Raw genomic sequence first — 17888 nt, forward strand, 5'->3', positions numbered from 1 at the left:
GACCGTCACTTCGCCTCCGCCCAGCGCCGCACATGCGGCAGATCGTCGTCCAGCCAGAACGCGCTCTCCCGCGGGTCCGCGGAGTCCGTGACGACCAGAATCTCCTCGAACTTCGCGCCCGTACCCCGGAATCCGAGATGCGGCTCGACCGCCCACAGACCCGGCTGCGGCGGATGATCCGAGAAGCGGTACGGCGACCACAGGGGCGACCAGCCCTCACGGTGGCCGCGCAGCGCGTCGCCCGCCAGCCCCTTCAGGGACTGCGTGCCGAACCCGAAGAGCCGGGGTGACCAGGGCCGTTCCCGCACCCGGTCGACCTTGTGCGCGATCACCCCGAAGGGATACGCGCGATGCCGGTTGGCGTAACCCTGGCGGACCATGAGGCGGTCCACGTCCTCGTAGATCTCGCGCAGCGGGCGCCGCTCGCGCACCTCGCGCAGGATCAGCTCGCGGTGTGCCTCCAGGTCGGCCATCAGCCGGTCCTGCACCGGGTTGACGCCGAGCGAACCGGAGTAGCCGATGTCCGCAGCGAAACCCTTGTGCACCGGGGCCATGTCCAGGATGAACGGCATCCCTGGCTCCAGTCGGCGGCCGGTCGGGAAGAACTGCAGCGGGATACGGAAGTTCACGAACGCCGTGCGGTCCCCGAACCAGGCGAAGGGCAGATGGAACCAGTCCCGCACACCCCGCTCGCGCAGCCACTCCCGCTGCATCCGGGCCGCCTCGCGCTCGGTGATCCCCGGTTCCAGGCGTGCCGCGACGGCCTCCGCGCACTCGTACGCCAGCCGCTGCACCCGCCTGAACCCGGCCAGTTCCGCGGCGAGTTCGTCTGTTTCCGCCGTCGCCATCGCCCGCCGCCACCGTCCCCATCGACCGCGCTACCCGCCCGTAACCTGACCTCGCGAATCTGACACTTGTTAGAGCCCGCGTCAACAGTCGAACACCTGTCTGTGGATAGCCCGAGCCGACAACCCGACGACCTCCCCGGTGATGTGGAAACTCAGGGGCCGGTTGTTCGACCTCAGGGGGACCCCTACGGGCCCGTACGACCAGAGATGGATGCCGAGACAGCTCTACGGGTTGACGACCGGTGTGGTGTACGCCACTACCGTCGACGACGTGACTGTGATCGCGACCGAAAGCCTGAGCAAGCGGTTCCCCCGGGTGACCGCGCTCGACCGGCTCTCCATGGACATCGGACCCGGTGTGACCGGACTCGTCGGCGCCAATGGCGCCGGCAAGTCCACCCTGATCAAGATCCTGCTGGGTCTGTCTCCCGCCACGGAGGGCCGGGCCAAAGTGCTCGGCCTCGACGTCGCCACCGAAGGCGGCGCCATCCGTGAGCGCGTCGGCTACATGCCCGAGCACGACTGCCTGCCGCCCGACGTCTCGGCCACCGAGTTCGTCGTCCACATGGCACGCATGTCCGGGCTCCCGCCGGCCGCCGCCCGGGAGCGCACCGCGGACACCCTGCGCCATGTCGGTCTGTACGAGGAGCGCTACCGCCCCATCGGCGGCTACTCGACCGGTATGAAGCAGCGTGTGAAGCTCGCCCAGGCCCTCGTCCACGACCCGCAACTGGTCTTCCTGGACGAGCCGACCAACGGCCTCGACCCGGTCGGCCGCGACGAGATGCTCGGTCTGATCCGCCGGATCCACACCGACTTCGGCATCTCGGTCCTGGTCACCTCCCACCTCCTCGGCGAGCTGGAGCGGACCTGCGACCACGTGGTGGTCGTCGACGGCGGCAAACTCCTGCGCTCCAGCTCCACCACCGACTTCACCCAGAACACGGCCGTCCTCGCCATCGAGGTGACCGACACCGACGACCACCCGGACGGCACCCGCGCGGTGCGCGAGGCGCTCCACGCGCGCGGGGTGGACACCCATGACGGCAGTGGCCTGCCCGGCGCCGGACACATCCTGCTGCTCACCGCCCAGGGCGAGGACACCTACGACCTCGTCCGGGACATCGTCGCCGACCTCGGCCTCGGCCTGGTGCGCATGGAACAGCGCAGGCACCACATCTCCGAGGTCTTCACCGACAGCGACGAACAAGACGAACAAAGCGGGAACGTACCGCAGAACCTGGGCAAGGAGGCGGTCGGCCATGGCGGTTGAGCAGACCCAGGCACAGACCCCGGCACAGGCGGGCGCCCAGTCCCGCATCCACAACATCGGCTACCGCTCGTACGACGGCCAGCGCCTGGGCCGCGCCTACGCCCGCCGCTCCCTCTACTCGCAGTCCCTGCGCGGCGCCTACGGCCTCGGCCGCTCGGTCAAGTCCAAGGTGCTGCCCATGGTGCTCTTCGCCGTGATGTGCGCCCCGGCGGCCATCATGGTGGCGGTCACGGTCGCCACCACGGCCAAGGAACTGCCCGTCGAGTACACGAACTACGCGATCGTCATGCAGGCGGTCATCGGCCTGTACGTCGCCTCGCAGGCACCCCAGGCCGTCTCCCGGGACCTGCGCTTCAAGACCGTGCCGCTGTACTTCTCGCGCCCGATCGAGACCTCCGACTACGTCCGCGCGAAGTTCGCGGCGCTGGCCTCGGCCCTGTTCCTCATCACCGCGGTGCCGCTGGTCGTGCTCTACGTGGGCGCCCTGCTGGCCAAGCTCGACTTCACCGACCAGACCAAGGGATTCCTCCAGGGGCTCGTCTCCGTGGCACTGCTCTCGCTGCTCTTCGCCGGAATCGGCCTCGTCATCTCGGCCGTCACCCCGCGCCGAGGCTTCGGCATCGCGGCCGTCATCGCCGTACTGACCATCTCCTACGGGGCGGTGTCCACGCTCCAGGCCATCGCCGACGCACAGGGCAGCAGCGGTGCCGTGCCCTGGATCGGCCTCTTCTCGCCCATCACGCTCATCGACGGCGTGCAGACGGCTTTCCTGGGCGCGACGTCCGCCTACCCCGGAGGGGTAGGCCCCAGCACCGGCGAAGGTGTGATCTTCCTCCTCGCCGTCCTGGGCCTGATCGCCGGCTGCTACGGCCTTCTGATGCGCCGCTATCGAAAGGTCGGACTGTGACCACGCTCAACATCGACCACGTCTCGCGCTGGTTCGGCAACGTGGTGGCGGTCAACGACATCACCATGACGATCGGCCCCGGCGTCACCGGCCTCCTCGGCCCCAACGGCGCCGGAAAGTCCACCCTCATCAACATGATGGGCGGCTTCCTGGCCCCCTCCACTGGCACCGTCACCCTCGACGGACAGCCCGTGTGGCGCAACGAGCAGATCTACAAGCACATCGGCATCGTCCCCGAGCGCGAGGCGATGTACGACTTCCTCACCGGCCGCGAGTTCGTCGTCGCCAACGCCGAACTGCACGGTCTCGGCGCCAAGGCGGCCCAAAGGGCGCTCGCCACGGTCGAGATGGAGTACGCGCAGGACCGCAAGATCTCGACGTACTCCAAGGGCATGCGCCAGCGCGTGAAGATGGCCAGCGCGCTCGTCCACGACCCGTCGCTCCTCCTGCTCGACGAGCCCTTCAACGGCATGGACCCGCGCCAGCGCATGCAGCTCATGGACCTGCTGCGCCGCATGGGCGCCGAGGGCCGTACGGTCCTGTTCTCCTCGCACATCCTCGAAGAGGTCGAGCAACTGGCGGCCCACATCGAGGTCGTCGTCGCCGGACGGCACGCGGCCAGCGGCGACTTCCGCCGCATCCGCCGCCTGATGACCGACCGCCCGCACCGCTACCTCGTACGCTCCAGCGACGACCGCGCCCTCGCCGCCGCGCTGATCGCCGACCCGTCGACCTCCGGCATCGAGGTGGACCTCGCGGAGGGCGCCCTGCGCATCCAGGCCGTCGACTTCGGCCGCTTCACCGCCCTGCTGCCCCGCGTCGCCCGGGACCACGGCATCCGGCTGCTCACGGTCTCGCCGTCCGACGAGTCCCTCGAATCCGTGTTCTCGTATCTCGTCGCCGCGTAGGAGGCCGACTCATGTACGACCCCACAGTCGCCCGGCTCACCTACCGGGCCCTGCTCGGCCGCCGCCGGGCCCTCATCCTCGGCGCGCTGCCCCTGCTGCTGATCATCATCGCCGTCGCCGTACGCGGTCTCGTCGGCGCCGACGACCAGACCGCGGCGGACGTCCTGGGCGGGCTCGCGCTCGCCACCATGGTGCCGATCATCGGCGTCATCGCGGGCACCGGCGCGATCGGCCCGGAGATCGACGACGGCTCCGTCGTCTACCTCCTCTCCAAGCCGCTCAAGCGGCCCACGATCATCTACACCAAGCTGATCGTCGCCATCGGCGTCACCATGGCGTTCTCGGCGGTGCCGACGTTCATCGCCGGCCTCATCCTCAACGGCAACGGCCAGCAGGTCGCCGTCGCCTACACGGTCGCCGCGCTCGTCGCCTCCATCGCCTACGCCGCGCTCTTCCTGCTGCTCGGCACGGTCTCCCGGCACGCGGTGGTCTTCGGGCTCGTCTACGCCCTCGTCTGGGAGGCCCTGTTCGGCTCCCTGGTGCCCGGGGCACGCACACTGAGCGTCCAGCAGTGGGCGCTGGCCGTCGGCCACAAGGTCACGGACGGCGACCTGGTCACCTCGGACGTCGGCCTGACCACGGCGACGGTCCTGCTGATCGTGGTCACCGTCCTCGCCACCTGGTACGCCGGCCAGAAGCTGCGCACCCTGACGCCGACCGGCGACGAGTAGGACGGCCCCGGGCACGCGTCGGTCTTGACAGAGACTTCACGCGTGTCCGGGCACACTGGACAAACGGGGACGCGGGGCGAGGAGGACGGGGATGGCAGGGAAGACAGCACGGGGTGGGTCCGGGGACGACTGGGACGCGCTGGTTCTCGACGAGGACTTCATACGCTCCGCCGACACCGCCGAACCGTCCGCCCGCGCCCGGATGCTGGCCGCCCGGTGGCGGAAAGAGGCGCCCGAACCCCAGCCCTGGCGGTCGGACGAACCCCCGGCCGGCTGGTTCTTCAGCAAGTCCCGGCGCCGCAGGTGGCGCCGCAAGTAGCTCACCAGTTTTATTCGGTGGCGTCCGACTCGGCGTACGGGCACAGTAGTTCTGTCCAGTACGCCGGATGTGTCCGGTGTGCTGGTGTCGGGTACTGGGAGCGGAGCCGCGCGACGCCGATGCACGGCCGACCGCGCGGCTTCCTTCAGGGCAGCCCGCGGCGGGCTCCGGAGCAGTCACTGACTCCGGGGGGCCGCTCAGCTGGGGAGCTGCCCGGGGCGGCCACTTCGAGCGCGCGAGTCGATCGCGCGGGCCGCCCTCCCCAGCCCCCTCCTGGACAGGCCCTACGCCAGCAACCGCTCCAGCACCACCGCGATGCCGTCCTCGTCGTTCGACGACGTCACCTCGTCCGCCACCGCCCGCAGCTGGGCATGGGCGTTCGCCATCGCCACCCCGTGTGCCGCCCAGGCGAACATCGGGATGTCGTTGGGCATGTCACCGAAGGCGATCGTGTCCGCGGACTTCAGACCGAGCCGACGGGCCGCCAGGGACAGCCCCTTCGCCTTGGACAGGCCCAGGGGGAGGAGTTCGACTATCCCCTCGCCCGCCATGGTCACCGTGACGAAACCGCCCGCCGTCCGGGTCGCGACCTCGGTCAACTGGTCGGCGGACAGGGTCGGATGCTGGATGTAGATCTTGCTCAGCGGCTCGGCCCACAGCTCCGACGGGTCCGTGAGCGGAACGAAGGGCAGCGCGCCCACGCCCGAGTAGCCCGCCCCGACCAGCACGTCGCCGTCGAGGCCCGCCCTGCTCGCCGCCAGGAACAACGGCCCGGTCTCCGCCTCGATCTTCGCCAGCGCGAGCGAGGCCAGCTGCCGGTCCAGGGTGATCGATGTCAGCAGCCGGTGCGCCCCGGCGTCGTACACCTGTGAACCCTGGCCGCAGACCGCGAGTCCCTCGTAGCCCAGTTCGTCGAGGATGTGCCGCGTCCAGCGCACCCCGCGGCCGGTGACGACGATGTGCGCGGCGCCCCGCGCGGTGGCCGCGGCGAGTGCCTCACGGGTGCGCGCCGAGACCGAGTCGTCGGAGCGCAGGAGCGTTCCGTCGAGGTCGGTCGCGACGAGCAGATAGGGGAACGACTCGGCGGCGGAGGTCACTTGGCGACCGGCTCCAGCAGCTCCCGACCACCCAGATACGGCCGCAGCACCTCGGGCACCCGCACCGAGCCGTCGGCCAGCTGGTGGTTCTCCAGGATCGCCACGATCGTGCGCGGTACGGCGCACAGCGTGCCGTTGAGCGTCGCGAGCGGCTGGACCTTCTTGCCGTCACGCATCCGCACGGACAGGCGCCGGGCCTGGAAGCCGTCGCAGTTGGAGGCCGAGGTCAGCTCGCGGTACTTGCCCTGGGTCGGGATCCACGCCTCGCAGTCGAACTTGCGCGAGGCGGACGCGCCCAGGTCGCCCGAGGCCACGTCGATGACCTGGAAGGGCAGTTCGAGGCCGGTCAGCCACTGCTTCTCCCAGTCGAGGAGACGCCGGTGCTCGTTCTCCGCGTCCGCCGGGTCGACGTACGAGAACATCTCGACCTTGTCGAACTGGTGCACGCGGAAGATGCCTCGCGTGTCCTTGCCGTACGTACCGGCCTCGCGGCGGAAGCACGGCGAGAAGCCGGCGTAGCGCAGCGGGAGCTTGTCGGCGTCGAGGATCTCGTCCATGTGGTACGCGGCGAGGGGGACCTCGGAGGTGCCGACCAGGTAGTAGTCGTCCTTCTCCAGGTGGTACACGTTCTCCGCGGCCTGGCCGAGGAAGCCGGTGCCCTCCATCGCGCGCGGGCGGACCAGCGCCGGGGTCAGCATCGGGACGAAGCCGGCCTCGGTGGCCTGGGCGATCGCCGCGTTGACCAGGGCCAGCTCCAGGAGGGCGCCGACACCGGTCAGGTAGTAGAAGCGCGAGCCGGACACCTTGGCGCCGCGCTCGACGTCGATGGCGCCCAGCGCCTCGCCCAGCTCCAGGTGGTCCTTGGGCTCGAAGCCCTCGGCGCCGAAGTCGCGGATCGTGCCGTGCGTCTCCAGGACGACGAAGTCCTCCTCGCCGCCGACCGGGACGTCCGGGTGGACGAGGTTGCCGAGCTGGACGAGGAGCTGCTTGGTCTCCTCGTCGGCCTCGTGCTGCTCGGCGTCGGCCGCCTTGACGCCGGCGGCGAGCTGTCCGGCCTTCGCCAGCAGCTCGGCCTTCTCGTCGCCGGAGGCCCTGGGGATCAGCTTGCCGAGCGCCTTCTGCTCGGAACGCAGCTCGTCGAAGCGGACGCCGGACGCCCTGCGCCGCTCGTCGGCGGACAGGAGAGCGTCGACGAGCGCGACGTCCTCTCCACGGGCGCGCTGCGAAGCGCGCACACGGTCGGGGTCCTCACGAAGCAGGCGAAGGTCAATCACGGTCCAAGGCTACCGGTGCCGGGTTGGCGCTCACGACTCGGTATTTCCATACACCCCTTGTATTGCCATTTGCCCGAAATGTCGATCACGTCAAGAGGAATGGGGACTGACCCCGGAAGGGTTCGGGAAGGTCCCGCCGGTTGACTCGAAACCCTTGTGGAGAACGGAACTTGGGGTGTGGTGGGGCACGGTAATCCACACCCCCGAAAAGTTATCCACAGGCTGTGCGAAAGATCTGTGGATGACGGAAGTGATCGTTTCCGAAGGTGTCCACCAGATGACCAATTCCCGAAGCAAACCACCCTCACGCCCACTTTCGGGTGGAAATGCGTAACCCCGGGGAGTTACGCTAGGGAAACGAGTGGACGAAGGGTGGCATGCCGGGCTGTGGACGAGTCGACGGCCTGTAGGCCGATTTGTCGACAGACTGGCACTCTGTTGTCGACTTGTCCCCAGGTCGAGAAGCTGGCCTGTGGATAACTTCTGTGGATAACGGAAATCGGCTGGTAGGACTGGCCCCAGCACCGGGAGGGCCGGTTAGAAGCGGCCGTCCTGGCAACGGGCCACCCAGTCGGAGGCCGTCACGAACTCCTCGTCGGACGTCCCCGGCAGCGGAGCACGGACGTCCTCCACGCCGATGTCCGCACGCGGGTACGAACCCAGGTACCGCACCTTGAGACAGATCCGCCGGAGCCCCATCAGGGCCTCGGCGACCTTCCGGTCGGAAATATGGCCCTCGGCGTCAATCGCGAAGCAGTAGTTGCCGATGCCCTGCCCGGTCGGCCGGGACTGGAGCAGCATCAGGTTGACGCCCCGTACGGCGAACTCGTCCAGCAGATCGCGCAGTCCACCGGGATGGTCGTCGCGCTGCCAGATGACGACGGACGTCTTGTCCGCGCCCGTCGGCGCCGCGGGCCGGGCGGGCCTGCCGACCAGGACGAACCGGGTCTGCGCGTTCTCCGCGTCGTGGATGCCGGTCTCCAGGGCCTCCAGACCGTACCGGGCGGCGGCGAACTCGCCCGCGAAGGCGGCGTCGTACCGGCCCTCCTGCACCAGCCGGGCACCGTCCGCGTTCGAGGCGGACGACTCCCAGACGACGTCCGGGAGGTTGACCTTCATCCAGTTGCGGATCTGCGACTGCGCCGCCGGATGGGCGGTGACCGTCTTGATCTCCGACAGCTTGGTGCCCGGCCTGACCAGCAGTGCGAAGGTGATCGACAGCAGCACCTCGCGGTAGATCATCAGCGGGGAGCCCGCGACCAGCTCGTCGAGCGTGGTGGTGATACCGCCCTCGACGGAGTTCTCGATGGGCACGAACGCGGCCTCGACCTCGCCGCTGCGCACCGCGTCGAGCGTGGCCGGCACGGACACCATCGGGATCAGCTCCCGGGTGGCCGCCTCGGGAAGTGTGCGCAGGGCAACCTCGGTGAAGGTGCCCTCGGGGCCGAGATACGCGTAGCTGGCTGGCATGACCTCACCCTAATGGCCCTTGCAGAAACCGACGCACGCTTCCCTTCCCTGTCACCCCTCCAGCAGCCGCTGCCCCACATACTCCCCCTCGCTCGCCCCGCCCGGCACCGCGAACAGTGCGCTCGACTCGTGCCGGATGTACTTGGAGAGCGCGTCGCCACGGTCGAGCTTGCGCTGGACGGTGACGAAGCCGCGCAGCGGGTCGGCCTGCCAGCAGACGAAGAGGAGCCCCGCGTCGGGCGTACCGTCCGCGCCGATCCCGTCGTGGAAGGACCACGGGCGCCGCAGCATGGCCGCGCCCCCGTTCTCGTCGGGGCGGGTGATCCGGGCGTGGGCGTTGATGGGGACGACGAGATTGCCCTGGGCGTCGACCTTCTCCAGGTCCATCGCGGTCGTCTCGGTACCGCCGCTGAGCGGCGCCCCGTTCGACTTCTTCCGCCCGACGACGTCCTCCTGCTCCTTGACGGACAGCTGCTCCCAGTCGTCGAGCAGCATGCGGATCCGGCGTACGACGGCATAGGAGCCGTTGGCCATCCAGGACGGTTCGCCGGTGGCGGGGACGAAGATGCGCTTGTCGAAGTCGGCCTCGGACGGCTTGGGGTTGCGGGTGCCGTCGATCTGGCCCATCAGGTTGCGGGCGGTCATGGGCTGCGCGGTGGCGCCCGGCGACCGGTTGAAGCCGTTCATCTGCCAGCGGACGCGGGCCGCGCTGCCCGCGTCCTTCTGGATCGCGCGCAGGGCGTGGAAGGCGACCAGGGCGTCGTTGGCGCCGATCTGCACCCACAGGTCGCCGTTGCTGCGGGCCTTGTCGAGGTGGTCGGAGGAGAACTCGGGCAGCGGGTCGAGCGCGACCGGGCGCTGCTTCTCCAGGCCGGTGCGGGCGAAGAAGCCGTACCCGAAGCCGAAGGTGACCGTCAGGAACGACGGGCCGGCGTCGCGGGCGACATCCGTGTCGTCGTGCGCGGCGGCCTCGCCCGCCATGAGCCGTTGGGCGGTGTCGGACCAGCGGCGCAGCAGTGCGGTGGCCTCGGTGCGGCCCGCGCCCGCCACCAGGTCGAAGGCGACGAGATGGCCGCGTGCCTGGAGGCCGTCGGTGATGCCCGGCTGATGTTTCACGTGAAACATCGCCCTGTCCGTGCCCACCGAAGTGAGCGGGAGTGACTGGCCGGAGGAGCCGGCGGAATCGGATCCGGAGCCGACGGTATAGCCAGTGGCCCCGCCAGCCGCCCCGAGCACGAGCCCGGTGGCACCGGCGGTACCGAGCAGTCGCCGGCGCGAGATACCGGGCTCCCGGTTCTCGTCGGTGCTTCCGGGAACGCTTTCCTGGTCGTTTTCCTTGGTGGACTGGTCAGACATGGTGCGGGTCAGCCGATCTGCGCGTTCTTGGTGACGGTCACTTGGTCGATGTCGGAGGTCCGCACCGTCACGGCGATCTTCCAGGTGCCGGCCATGGGGATCTGGACCTCGTTCGCCGTCCAGTGGCCGGTGGCGACGCGGTCCGGGTTCACGGGCAGCGGCCCGATGTCCTGGGCGGTGAGGGTGAAGGCGACCTTGACCTCGGGCACGTCGAACGCCCGGCCGTTGGGCCGCTCCACGTACACGTGCATGACGTTGCCGCCGACGCGGGCGGGGTTGATGTCGAGCCGGACGAGGCCCTTGCCGTCCTGGCCGCCGGTGTCGAAGGTCATGTCGAGGGTCAGCGCGCCGGTCCCGACCGAGGAGTCCGACGAAGAGGACGACGACGAGGACGCCGCTGCGGCGGACTTGGCCTCCTCCTCCGTACGGCCCGGTTCGGTGGACGTCAGCACGGTGGTGACGGCGAGCAGGACGACGGCGATGCCCGCCTCGGCGAGCACCGAGCGGCGCAGCCCGGTGCGCAGGGGGTCGGCGTCGCGCAGCCGCTTCACGCGCGCGGTGTCGACGGCGGCCTGCTGCCGGGCGAGCTGGGCGGCGCGCTTGGCGTCCCCGCCCTTGACGGCTCCGGCGGCGACCGGTTCCTTCTCGGCGTCGGCGGTCTCGTCCTCCGTACGCTCCGCCGTCACGGCGTCGGCGGTCTCCGGCAGTTGGGCGGTCCAGCGGCGCGAGATGTAGGCGATGCCGACGAGGACGATCACCAGGCCGATCTTGACGAGCAGCAGCTGGCCGTACGAGGTGCCGGTGAGCGCCGACCAGGAGCCGACCTGGCGCCAGGACTGGTAGATGCCGGTCGCGACCAGCGCGATCACGCTGCCGAAGGCGAGGCGGGAGAAGCGGCGTACGGCCGAGCCCTCGATCGGGGCGTCGGCGGGTGCCCGGAACAGGGCGACCAGGAGTGCGGAGAGCCCGCCGAGCCAGAGGGCGACGGCCACCAGGTGGACCACGTCGACGGGCATCGCGATGCCGGCCTGGATGCCGGTCGAGGCGTGTTCGGCGAGCGCCCAGGTGGCGGCGAGGCCGATCGCCACGACACCGCCGCCGATGGCGAGCCCGAAGGTGAGATCCCGCTTCGCGGTGGCGTCGTACGCCGCGTCCTCGTCCTCCGCGTCCTCGTCGGAGTCCTCCTCCTCGGGCCGGGCGTACGCCCCGAAGAGGACCGCGATGAAGAGCGCGCCGGCCGCGAGCAGCAGCAGCCGGGAGACGAGCGCGGCGCCCGTCTTGGTCTGGAGGACGTCGCCGAGGAGGCCCAGGTCGAAGATGTCGCCGACCTTGCCGGAGCCGGTGTACGAGCCGCGCATCAGCAGCAGCGCGAGCGTGGCCGCGGTCATCGCGAGCCACCCGGCGGCGACGAGCCGCTGGAGCGCCCGTACGCCGGCGCCGCGCTGCCAGCAGGCGAGGACGAAGGCGGCGCCGCCGACCATGACGATGAAGCCCGCGTACGAGACGTACCGGCCGAGGCCGTAGAGGACGCCGACGACTCCGCTGCCCGCCGACTCGTCGGAGACCTTGACGGAGGTGACGGAGGGGGCGCCGATGGAGAAGGTGTAGGCGCCGGCGACGGGGTGGCTGTCCGCCGAGACGACCTGGTAGGCGACGGTGAACGTGCCGTCGGGCAGCCCGGAGTGGAGCGGGACGCCGTACGTCGTGCCGCTGATCTCGGCCGCCTTGCCGGTGTCGACGCGCTTGCCCTTGGGATCGAGCACGCGGATCGAGCCGTCGGACAGCGCGACCTTCTCGGAGAAGGTCAGCGTCACCTGGTCCGGGGCCTTGTCGACCACGATTCCCTGCGACGGTGAGCTGCCGGTCAGCGCGGCGTGTGCGGAGGCAGGCGCGGCGCCGGCCAGCCCGGCGAGCAGCGCGCCCGCGATCGCGAGGAACAGCAGCACCAGGGGCCGTACGCGGGGGGCGATGGTCTGTGTCACGGTGATCCCTCCCTCGGTCTCAGTGTCCGGTCTTCGGGTTGTACGTCGCGGACTTCACCGGCATCTCGACGGTGATCGGCGAGGTTTTGGCAAAGTGCAGCTGGACGGCGACCTTCTCGCCCTCCAGCGGCTTGCGCTTGAGCTGCTCGAACATCAGATGGTCGCCGCCGCTCTGGAGGACGAGTTCGCCGTGGGCCGGGATGTCGAGGCTCTTGGCCTCCTCCATGGTCTGCCCGACGGTCCTGTGCACGGTGACCTCGCCGGCGACCTCGCTGGTGACGCGGGTGAGTACGTCACCGGCGGCGCCCTTGTTGGTGATGACGAGGAATCCGGCGGCCATGGTGTCCGAGACGGGCTGGGGCATGTAGGCGGAGCCTACGGACAGTCCGGCGCCGTCGTCGGACCCGGAGTCCGAACTCCCGCACGCGGTGAGGGCGAGCGCCCCGGCGAGGACCGCGGCCGTCACCAGGGGGAGGCGCCTCACGGGTTCTGCCCCTTGATGATCTTCGGGAGGTCCTTGGTGTAGTCGTCGACGGTGGCGTCCTCGCCGTACAGGACATAGCCGCCGTCGGTCTTCGGGGAGAACGCGATGACCTGGGTGCCGTGCATCGAGATCGTCTTGCCGTTCTTGTCCTTCGACGTCGGCTCGATGGAGATGCCGAGGGTGCGGGCGCCCGCCTGGATGGTGGCGAAGTCGCCGGTCAGACCGACCACCTGGGGGTCGATGCCCTTGAGCCACTTGCCGAGCGCGGCCGGGGTGTCCCGCTTCGGGTCGGTGGTGACGAAGACGATGCGGAGCTTGTCCTGGTCGGCCTTGGACAGCTGCTTCTTGGCGACGGCGATGTTGCTCATCGTCAGCGGGCAGACGTCGGGGCAGTTGGTGTAGCCGAAGTAGACGAGGGTGGGCCGGCCCTTGGTCTCCGCGCGGAAGTCGTACGACTTGCCCTGAGTGTCGGTGAGGACGAGGTCGGGCTTCTCGAACGGCTGGTCGAGGATGGTGGCCGCCTTGTCCGAGCCGGACTCGACGGAGACGTCGGCGACGGACTGGTTGGAGTCGTCGCCGCTGCCGCAGGCGGAGAGGGTCAGGGTGGCCGCGACCAGCAGGGCGGAGGCGGCGAACAGCTTCTTGCGCATAAGGAGAGGTCCCGGAGGTGTGGTTCGTGGGAGGTTCGGTGCGCCGACAGATAGGGCGGGTGGGGGCGTGCGGGACAACCGCACGCCCCCGGCGCGCACCGGAGGGTGAGCGGGTGTCAGACGGTGGTGCGGCGACGGCCGGCCAGCACGCCGAACGCCACGCCCGCGACACCGACGACGATGCCCACGACGGCCATCACGCGCGCGGTGGTGTCGCTGCTGTCGGTGGGCTCGGCGGCGGTGGTCGTGGTGTTCGCGGCGGGCTCCGCGGAGGCCGCCGCCTCGGTCTCCTCCGTGGACGAGGAGCCGCCGTGGTGGCTCTCGGTGGCGGCGGACAGGGCCAGCACAGGAGCGGGGTTGTCGGGCTCCTCGGCGCCGTCCTCCTGGACCTCGATCCAGCGGACGACCTCCTTGTTGGAGTACGTCTGGAGCGCCTTGAAGACGAGTTCGTCGGTGTCCTCGGGCAGCTGGCCGATGGAGAGCGGGAACTTCTGGAAGAAGCCGGGCTCGATGCCCTTGCCCGAGGCGGTCCAGGTGACCTTGGAGACGGCCTCGGAGATCTTCTCGCCGTGCAGCTCGACGGGGGTGGACAGCTTGGACGTGGTGACCTTGGCGGTCCAGCCGGGGACCGGCTCCGGCATCACCGAGGCGAGCGGGTGGTCGGTCGGGAAGCTGACCTCGAGCTTGGTGGTCGAGGCGTTGTCGCGCTCGTTCGGCACCTTGAAGTTGACGGTCGCGTAGCCGCCCTTGGCGGCGGTGCCCTCGGCGGACACGCTGACGTGCGCGAAGGCAGGGCCGGAGAGGACGAGGACGGTGGCGCCGGCGAGGGCACTGGCGGCGGCGATACGGGAAACCTTCATGTCGGAAGGCGCTCCACTTCGGTGAGGTCCGAGGGCCCGGGGAGATCCGGGAGGCCTCGGAGTGGGTTCGCGGAGGAAGAGGGACGCGCGTGCGGAACGGTGCACACGCGCGCGTGCCGCACGACGGCGGCCTCCTCGAACCCCCGGACCCTCGGATCCGAAGACCCTGGGGACCCGACGGGGAGCGGTCGCGTCGTGTCAGGCGGCGAGCACGAGAGCGGCGGCCGGCGGACCGCGCCGGATCACCGAGTGCTGGAGCGCGGTCGCGGGCGGCCTCAGGGGTACGAGGGTGCACGCGCGCGGGACCCGCGGCGCCGCACCGGGCGTACCCGGAAGGCCCGCACGGAGTGCGCGCGCCAGCGCGAGCGCCCCGCGCAGGGAACGTACGAGCGCCCCCTCGGCCACGCCGTGCGCCGACAGCCGCATCAGCCGCAGCAGCGCCAGATCTCCGTGCCGCAGCACCCAGCCGGTGGCGACGGCCGCGAGCAGATGGCCGAGCAGCATGGGCAGCGACGGCAGTACGGAGGTGAGGGACCCGGCGGAGGAGGCGAGGGAGTCCGCGGAGTGGCTCATGGACCCCATGTCGGAGCCGGCGCCCATCCCGGTACCGCCCGTCCCCGTACCGGTGGTCGTGCTGATCCGCGCGTCGGAGAGGATCCGCTGGGCCTGGGCCGGGCTGATCGCCGCGAGCGGCGCACCGCACAGCAGCCGGGCGGCCCGGGCGATCAGGGCCGTGTCCGTGGCAGCGGCCGTGGAAGCCGAGGCGGCCGCCGACGTGGCGGTGTGCTGCCCGAGCCCGAAGAGGGTGTGCAGGACCGTTTGCCCGACGGCCAGCAGGGCGACGATGCCCGGCAGCGAGCGGGTCCGTCCGGCGAGCGGTGCCGCGCACGCCAGGACCCCGAGGAAACCGGCGCCCAGGGTCCACAGTGGGACGGAGGCGCAGGAGGCGAGGGTGTGCCCGGCACCGGCCAGCACGACACAGACCGCGGCGAACACCGCGGCCCTCAGCATCCGGAGTGCGCTTCCGGAGGGCGCTGTGCGCCGGCGGCGGGCAGTCATGGCGGGCTCATCATCGCACTGGCCCCACGGTGCCCATAAGGCAGGTCCACAAGGTGGCGTACGGCCGGGTAACACCCCGTACAAGCGGGTACAAGCGGAAGACGACTTCTGCGAATCGAAGCCCCACATACACCGATTGGAGCCCGCAGTGCATCCCCCGTATGGGCGGCATCACGTCAACTGCGTGCTTACACACCGGCACTCGCGGCAATACGTACTGGTATGTCGAGCCGCGGCCTGGAGGCTGGAGCATGAGCATCTGGTGGTCACTCCATCTGCGGCGCGAGGCTGCGAGCGTTCCGCTCGCCAGACGCCTGCTGCTGGGCACGATGGAGACGGCGGGCGTCGACCCCGACATCTCCTACGACCTCTCCCTCGCGTTGAGCGAGGCCTGTGCGAACGCCGTCGAGCACGCCGGTGACACCGCGCACGGCGACTCCCGCGGGGCCTATCGCGTCACCGCGTACCTCGACGGCGAGAAGTGCCGTATCGAGGTCGCCGACTCGGGACCCGGCTTCCCGGCGAGCCCGGTGAACACGGCGAGCACGGTCGGCCCGGCGGTCACGGAGGCCCCGCGCCGCCCGGTACCCGTCGCCGCCGTCCCGTACGACGCGGAGCACGGCCGGGGCCTGTCGCTGATCGAGGAACTCGCCGACCACGTCACCATCGGCAACAAGCCGGGCCGGGGCGGTGCGGTGGTCAGCTTCGACAAGATCCTCAAGTGGCGGAAGGACGCACCGCTGATGGCGGTGTGACACCCGGTCACTTCAGGTTTCTCACGCTTCACAGGCAGCTCTCAGCTCGCGCCCACGATCTTGACGGGCACCGTCCCTAATTTCCTGTTCATGACGGGAAATCACAAGGACTCAACGATCAGCCGGCGCCGCGCTCTCGCGGTGACCGGAGGCACGGTCGCCGCAGGCGGGCTCGCGGTCGCGGGCTACCAGTCGGCCTTCGCGGACGAGACGACGACCACGACGACGGCCGACGCCACCGCGTCCGCCACGGCGAGCGAGAGCACCGGCACCTGCGTCCTCATGTCCAGCGTGACGGAGGGGCCGTACTACCTCGACAACGCCCTGGTCAGAAAAGACATCACCGAAGGCAAATCCGGCGTCCCGCTGACGCTGCGCATCACCGTCCAGGACACCACCGAGTCCTGCGCCCCGGTGGCCGGCGCGGCCGTGGAGATCTGGCACTGCGACGCCTGGGGCTACTACTCCGGCTACACCACCGCCAACCCCGGCGGCTCGGCCCCCGCCGAGAGCGAGGACGGCTCCACCGCCAACGACAACACCTATCTGCGCGGCTACCAGGTCGCCAACGCCAACGGGGTCGTCAAGTTCGAGACGATCTTCCCCGGCTGGTACACCCCGCGCACCTGCCACATCCACGTCAAGGTGCACACCGGCGGCGCGAAGGAGGACGGCACCTACGAGGGCGGCAAGGTCAACTACACCGGCCAGTTCTTCTTCCCCGACGACGCGGCCGAGGCGATCTTCGCCCTGGAGCCCTACTCCCAGCACACCGGCAGCTACACCACCCTCGACAACGACATGGTGTACGACGGCGGCGGCACCTCCAGCGGTCTGCTCACCCTGAAGCCGGTCCACAAGGCGGACGTCTCCAAGGGCTACAAGGGCTTTATCACCCTGGGCATCGACCCGGACGCCGAGAACACCGGCGCGGGCAGCGGCGGCGGTGGCGGCGAGCCCCCGAGCGGCGACGCTCCGACGGGTACGCCGCCCAGCGACGCCCCGACCGAAAGTGCCTCACCGTCCGCCACGGCCTCCTCGTAAGGTACGGCCATGAGCAGCCGTGAGGACGAGGCGCTGGCGCTGGCCGCCGTGGACGCGCTGACCGGGCAGCTGGCCCTGGCTCCCAAGCCGGGCCTGCCCGACCCGCGCGATCTTGACGCCCGCGTGACGCGCAAGGACCAACTTGCCCTGCGCTGGTCGGCCAAGGCGCTCGCACCCGGCCTCACGGCCATGGCCGCCGCGGCCCGCCGTACCGGCGAACCGACACCCGCGCTCCGTACGGAGCTGGGCGCGATCGGCCGGTCCACCGAGCACTCGGTGGCGCTGGCGGGCGGCGGGCACCGGGGCGCCCTGTGGGCGCTCGGCCTGCTGGTCGCGGCGGCGGCCATGGACCCCAGGGCCAAGGCACGCGATGTCGCCGCGGCGGCCAAGCGGATCGCCTCCCACCCCGACAAGCGCGCCCCGCGCAGACCCTCCCGGGGTTCCTCGGTGTCGGCGAAGTACGGCGCGGCCGGCGCCCGAGGCGAGGCGAGGGCCGGATTCCCGCACGTACGCCGGGCGTTGGACGCCCTCGCCACCGCCCGCTCGAACGGCGCGACGGAGCCGGAGGCCCGCCTGGACGCCCTCCTGACGGTCATGTCGACCCTCCAGGACACCGAACTCCTGTACACAGCAGGCCCCCACGGCCTACGCCACGTCCAGGCAGGCGCCCGCGAAATCCTGGAAGCGGGCGGCACGTCGACGGAGGCAGGCGCCAAGGCCTTGACTGCCTTCGACACCGACCTCCACACACGAGGATGGAGCCCAAGAGGCAGCGCAGGCCTGTTCGCAGGCGTTCTCTTCCTGGACTCCCTCCCGGTAACCCCGTAGGGGCGCGGGGAACTGCGCGACCAGCCACAGCTGACGCGCAGTC

General features: G+C 70.4%; 18 protein-coding genes. 8 read left to right on the forward strand and 10 right to left on the reverse strand.

What is annotated here, in order from left to right:
• Positions 1-5 precede the first annotated feature (5 nt).
• Positions 6-848: a M24 family metallopeptidase gene (locus LUX31_RS23075; RefSeq protein ID WP_235476878.1), complete on the reverse strand. Its 843-nt coding sequence runs from the start codon at positions 846-848 to the stop codon at positions 6-8.
• Positions 849-1059: 211 nt separating this feature from the next.
• On the opposite strand from LUX31_RS23075, the gene LUX31_RS23080 reads away from it, so the two are divergent.
• The 5 genes from LUX31_RS23080 (at position 1060) to LUX31_RS23100 (ending at position 4986) form a co-directional block, all read left to right on the forward strand.
• Positions 1060-2121 carry an ABC transporter ATP-binding protein gene (locus LUX31_RS23080; protein ID WP_235476879.1) on the forward strand — a complete coding sequence of 354 codons (1062 nt, stop codon included), beginning with the start codon at positions 1060-1062 and terminating at the stop codon, positions 2119-2121.
• The gene (locus tag LUX31_RS23085) at positions 2111-3028 is read left to right on the forward strand and encodes an ABC transporter permease (protein WP_235476880.1); all 918 of its coding nucleotides are present in this window, start codon (positions 2111-2113) and stop codon (positions 3026-3028) included. Before LUX31_RS23080 ends, LUX31_RS23085 begins: the two co-directional genes overlap by 11 nt.
• A complete protein-coding gene (locus LUX31_RS23090; protein WP_235476881.1) occupies positions 3025-3936 on the forward strand; it encodes an ABC transporter ATP-binding protein in 912 nt (303 codons plus the stop codon). Before LUX31_RS23085 ends, LUX31_RS23090 begins: the two co-directional genes overlap by 4 nt.
• Positions 3937-3947: 11 nt before the next feature.
• Positions 3948-4667, forward strand: coding sequence for an ABC transporter permease subunit (locus LUX31_RS23095; RefSeq protein ID WP_235476882.1), 720 nt, complete (start codon positions 3948-3950; stop codon positions 4665-4667).
• A gap of 91 nt (positions 4668-4758) precedes the next feature.
• Entirely contained in the window at positions 4759-4986 is a 228-nt protein-coding gene (locus tag LUX31_RS23100) for an SGM_3592 family protein (RefSeq protein WP_235476883.1), read from the forward strand.
• A gap of 284 nt (positions 4987-5270) precedes the next feature.
• Here the strand turns inward: LUX31_RS23100 and LUX31_RS23105 are convergent, their stop codons facing one another.
• From LUX31_RS23105 to LUX31_RS23145, 9 genes are all read right to left on the reverse strand, one after another.
• Positions 5271-6083, reverse strand: coding sequence for an HAD family hydrolase (locus tag LUX31_RS23105; RefSeq protein ID WP_235476884.1), 813 nt, complete (start codon positions 6081-6083; stop codon positions 5271-5273).
• On the reverse strand, positions 6080-7357 hold the full coding sequence (gene serS / locus LUX31_RS23110) for a serine--tRNA ligase (protein WP_235476885.1): 1278 nt from the start codon (positions 7355-7357) through the stop codon (positions 6080-6082). The genes LUX31_RS23105 and serS overlap by 4 nt, the downstream gene beginning before the upstream one ends.
• Positions 7358-7894: 537 nt before the next feature.
• Positions 7895-8827, reverse strand: coding sequence for a prephenate dehydratase (pheA, locus tag LUX31_RS23115; protein ID WP_235476886.1), 933 nt, complete (start codon positions 8825-8827; stop codon positions 7895-7897).
• A gap of 51 nt (positions 8828-8878) precedes the next feature.
• Positions 8879-10183, reverse strand: a complete 1305-nt coding sequence (gene efeB, locus LUX31_RS23120; RefSeq protein WP_235476887.1) for an iron uptake transporter deferrochelatase/peroxidase subunit — start codon at positions 10181-10183, stop codon at positions 8879-8881.
• Positions 10184-10191: 8 nt separating this feature from the next.
• On the reverse strand, positions 10192-12165 hold the full coding sequence (locus tag LUX31_RS23125) for a copper resistance CopC/CopD family protein (protein ID WP_235476888.1): 1974 nt from the start codon (positions 12163-12165) through the stop codon (positions 10192-10194).
• Positions 12166-12184: 19 nt separating this feature from the next.
• Positions 12185-12649 carry a copper chaperone PCu(A)C gene (locus LUX31_RS23130; RefSeq protein WP_235476889.1) on the reverse strand — a complete coding sequence of 155 codons (465 nt, stop codon included), beginning with the start codon at positions 12647-12649 and terminating at the stop codon, positions 12185-12187.
• Entirely contained in the window at positions 12646-13299 is a 654-nt protein-coding gene (locus LUX31_RS23135) for an SCO family protein (RefSeq protein ID WP_235476890.1), read from the reverse strand. Before LUX31_RS23135 ends, LUX31_RS23130 begins: the two co-directional genes overlap by 4 nt.
• A 116-nt stretch (positions 13300-13415) precedes the next feature.
• Positions 13416-14159 (reverse strand): YcnI family copper-binding membrane protein, encoded by a 744-nt coding sequence (locus LUX31_RS23140; RefSeq protein ID WP_235476891.1) that lies wholly within the window; start codon positions 14157-14159, stop codon positions 13416-13418.
• 198 nt (positions 14160-14357) lie between these two features.
• On the reverse strand, positions 14358-15218 hold the full coding sequence (locus tag LUX31_RS23145) for a hypothetical protein (protein ID WP_235476892.1): 861 nt from the start codon (positions 15216-15218) through the stop codon (positions 14358-14360).
• 251 nt (positions 15219-15469) lie between these two features.
• Between LUX31_RS23145 and LUX31_RS23150 the strand changes: the two genes are divergently transcribed.
• The 3 genes from LUX31_RS23150 to LUX31_RS23160 all read left to right on the forward strand — a co-directional run bounded on the left by LUX31_RS23150 (position 15470) and on the right by LUX31_RS23160 (position 17845).
• Positions 15470-15973, forward strand: a complete 504-nt coding sequence (locus LUX31_RS23150) for an ATP-binding protein (protein WP_235476893.1) — start codon at positions 15470-15472, stop codon at positions 15971-15973.
• A gap of 90 nt (positions 15974-16063) precedes the next feature.
• Positions 16064-17017, forward strand: a complete 954-nt coding sequence (locus LUX31_RS23155; RefSeq protein WP_235476894.1) for an intradiol ring-cleavage dioxygenase — start codon at positions 16064-16066, stop codon at positions 17015-17017.
• A gap of 9 nt (positions 17018-17026) precedes the next feature.
• Entirely contained in the window at positions 17027-17845 is an 819-nt protein-coding gene (locus tag LUX31_RS23160) for a triphosphoribosyl-dephospho-CoA synthase (RefSeq protein ID WP_235476895.1), read from the forward strand.
• The last annotated feature ends 43 nt before the right edge of the window (positions 17846-17888 follow it).

It is taken from the genome of Streptomyces sp. GQFP (assembly GCF_021545335.1).
Lineage (GTDB): Bacteria > Actinomycetota > Actinomycetes > Streptomycetales > Streptomycetaceae > Streptomyces.

Bases quoted from the DNA above. Each gene is read 5' to 3' on its own strand.
- LUX31_RS23140 (WP_235476891.1), bottom strand. From the start codon at position 14,159: ATGAAGGTTTCCCGTATCGCCGCCGCCAGTGCCCTCGCCGGCGCCACC.
- LUX31_RS23145 (WP_235476892.1), bottom strand. From the start codon at position 15,218: ATGACTGCCCGCCGCCGGCGCACAGCGCCCTCCGGAAGCGCACTCCGG.
- efeB (WP_235476887.1), bottom strand. From the start codon at position 10,183: ATGTCTGACCAGTCCACCAAGGAAAACGACCAGGAAAGCGTTCCCGGA.
- LUX31_RS23100 (WP_235476883.1), top strand. From the start codon at position 4,759: ATGGCAGGGAAGACAGCACGGGGTGGGTCCGGGGACGACTGGGACGCG.
- LUX31_RS23075 (WP_235476878.1), bottom strand. From the start codon at position 848: ATGGCGACGGCGGAAACAGACGAACTCGCCGCGGAACTGGCCGGGTTC.
- LUX31_RS23095 (WP_235476882.1), top strand. From the start codon at position 3,948: ATGTACGACCCCACAGTCGCCCGGCTCACCTACCGGGCCCTGCTCGGC.
- LUX31_RS23155 (WP_235476894.1), top strand. From the start codon at position 16,064: ATGACGGGAAATCACAAGGACTCAACGATCAGCCGGCGCCGCGCTCTC.
- pheA (WP_235476886.1), bottom strand. From the start codon at position 8,827: ATGCCAGCCAGCTACGCGTATCTCGGCCCCGAGGGCACCTTCACCGAG.
- LUX31_RS23085 (WP_235476880.1), top strand. From the start codon at position 2,111: ATGGCGGTTGAGCAGACCCAGGCACAGACCCCGGCACAGGCGGGCGCC.
- LUX31_RS23150 (WP_235476893.1), top strand. From the start codon at position 15,470: ATGAGCATCTGGTGGTCACTCCATCTGCGGCGCGAGGCTGCGAGCGTT.
- LUX31_RS23160 (WP_235476895.1), top strand. From the start codon at position 17,027: ATGAGCAGCCGTGAGGACGAGGCGCTGGCGCTGGCCGCCGTGGACGCG.
- LUX31_RS23135 (WP_235476890.1), bottom strand. From the start codon at position 13,299: ATGCGCAAGAAGCTGTTCGCCGCCTCCGCCCTGCTGGTCGCGGCCACC.
- LUX31_RS23080 (WP_235476879.1), top strand. From the start codon at position 1,060: ATGCCGAGACAGCTCTACGGGTTGACGACCGGTGTGGTGTACGCCACT.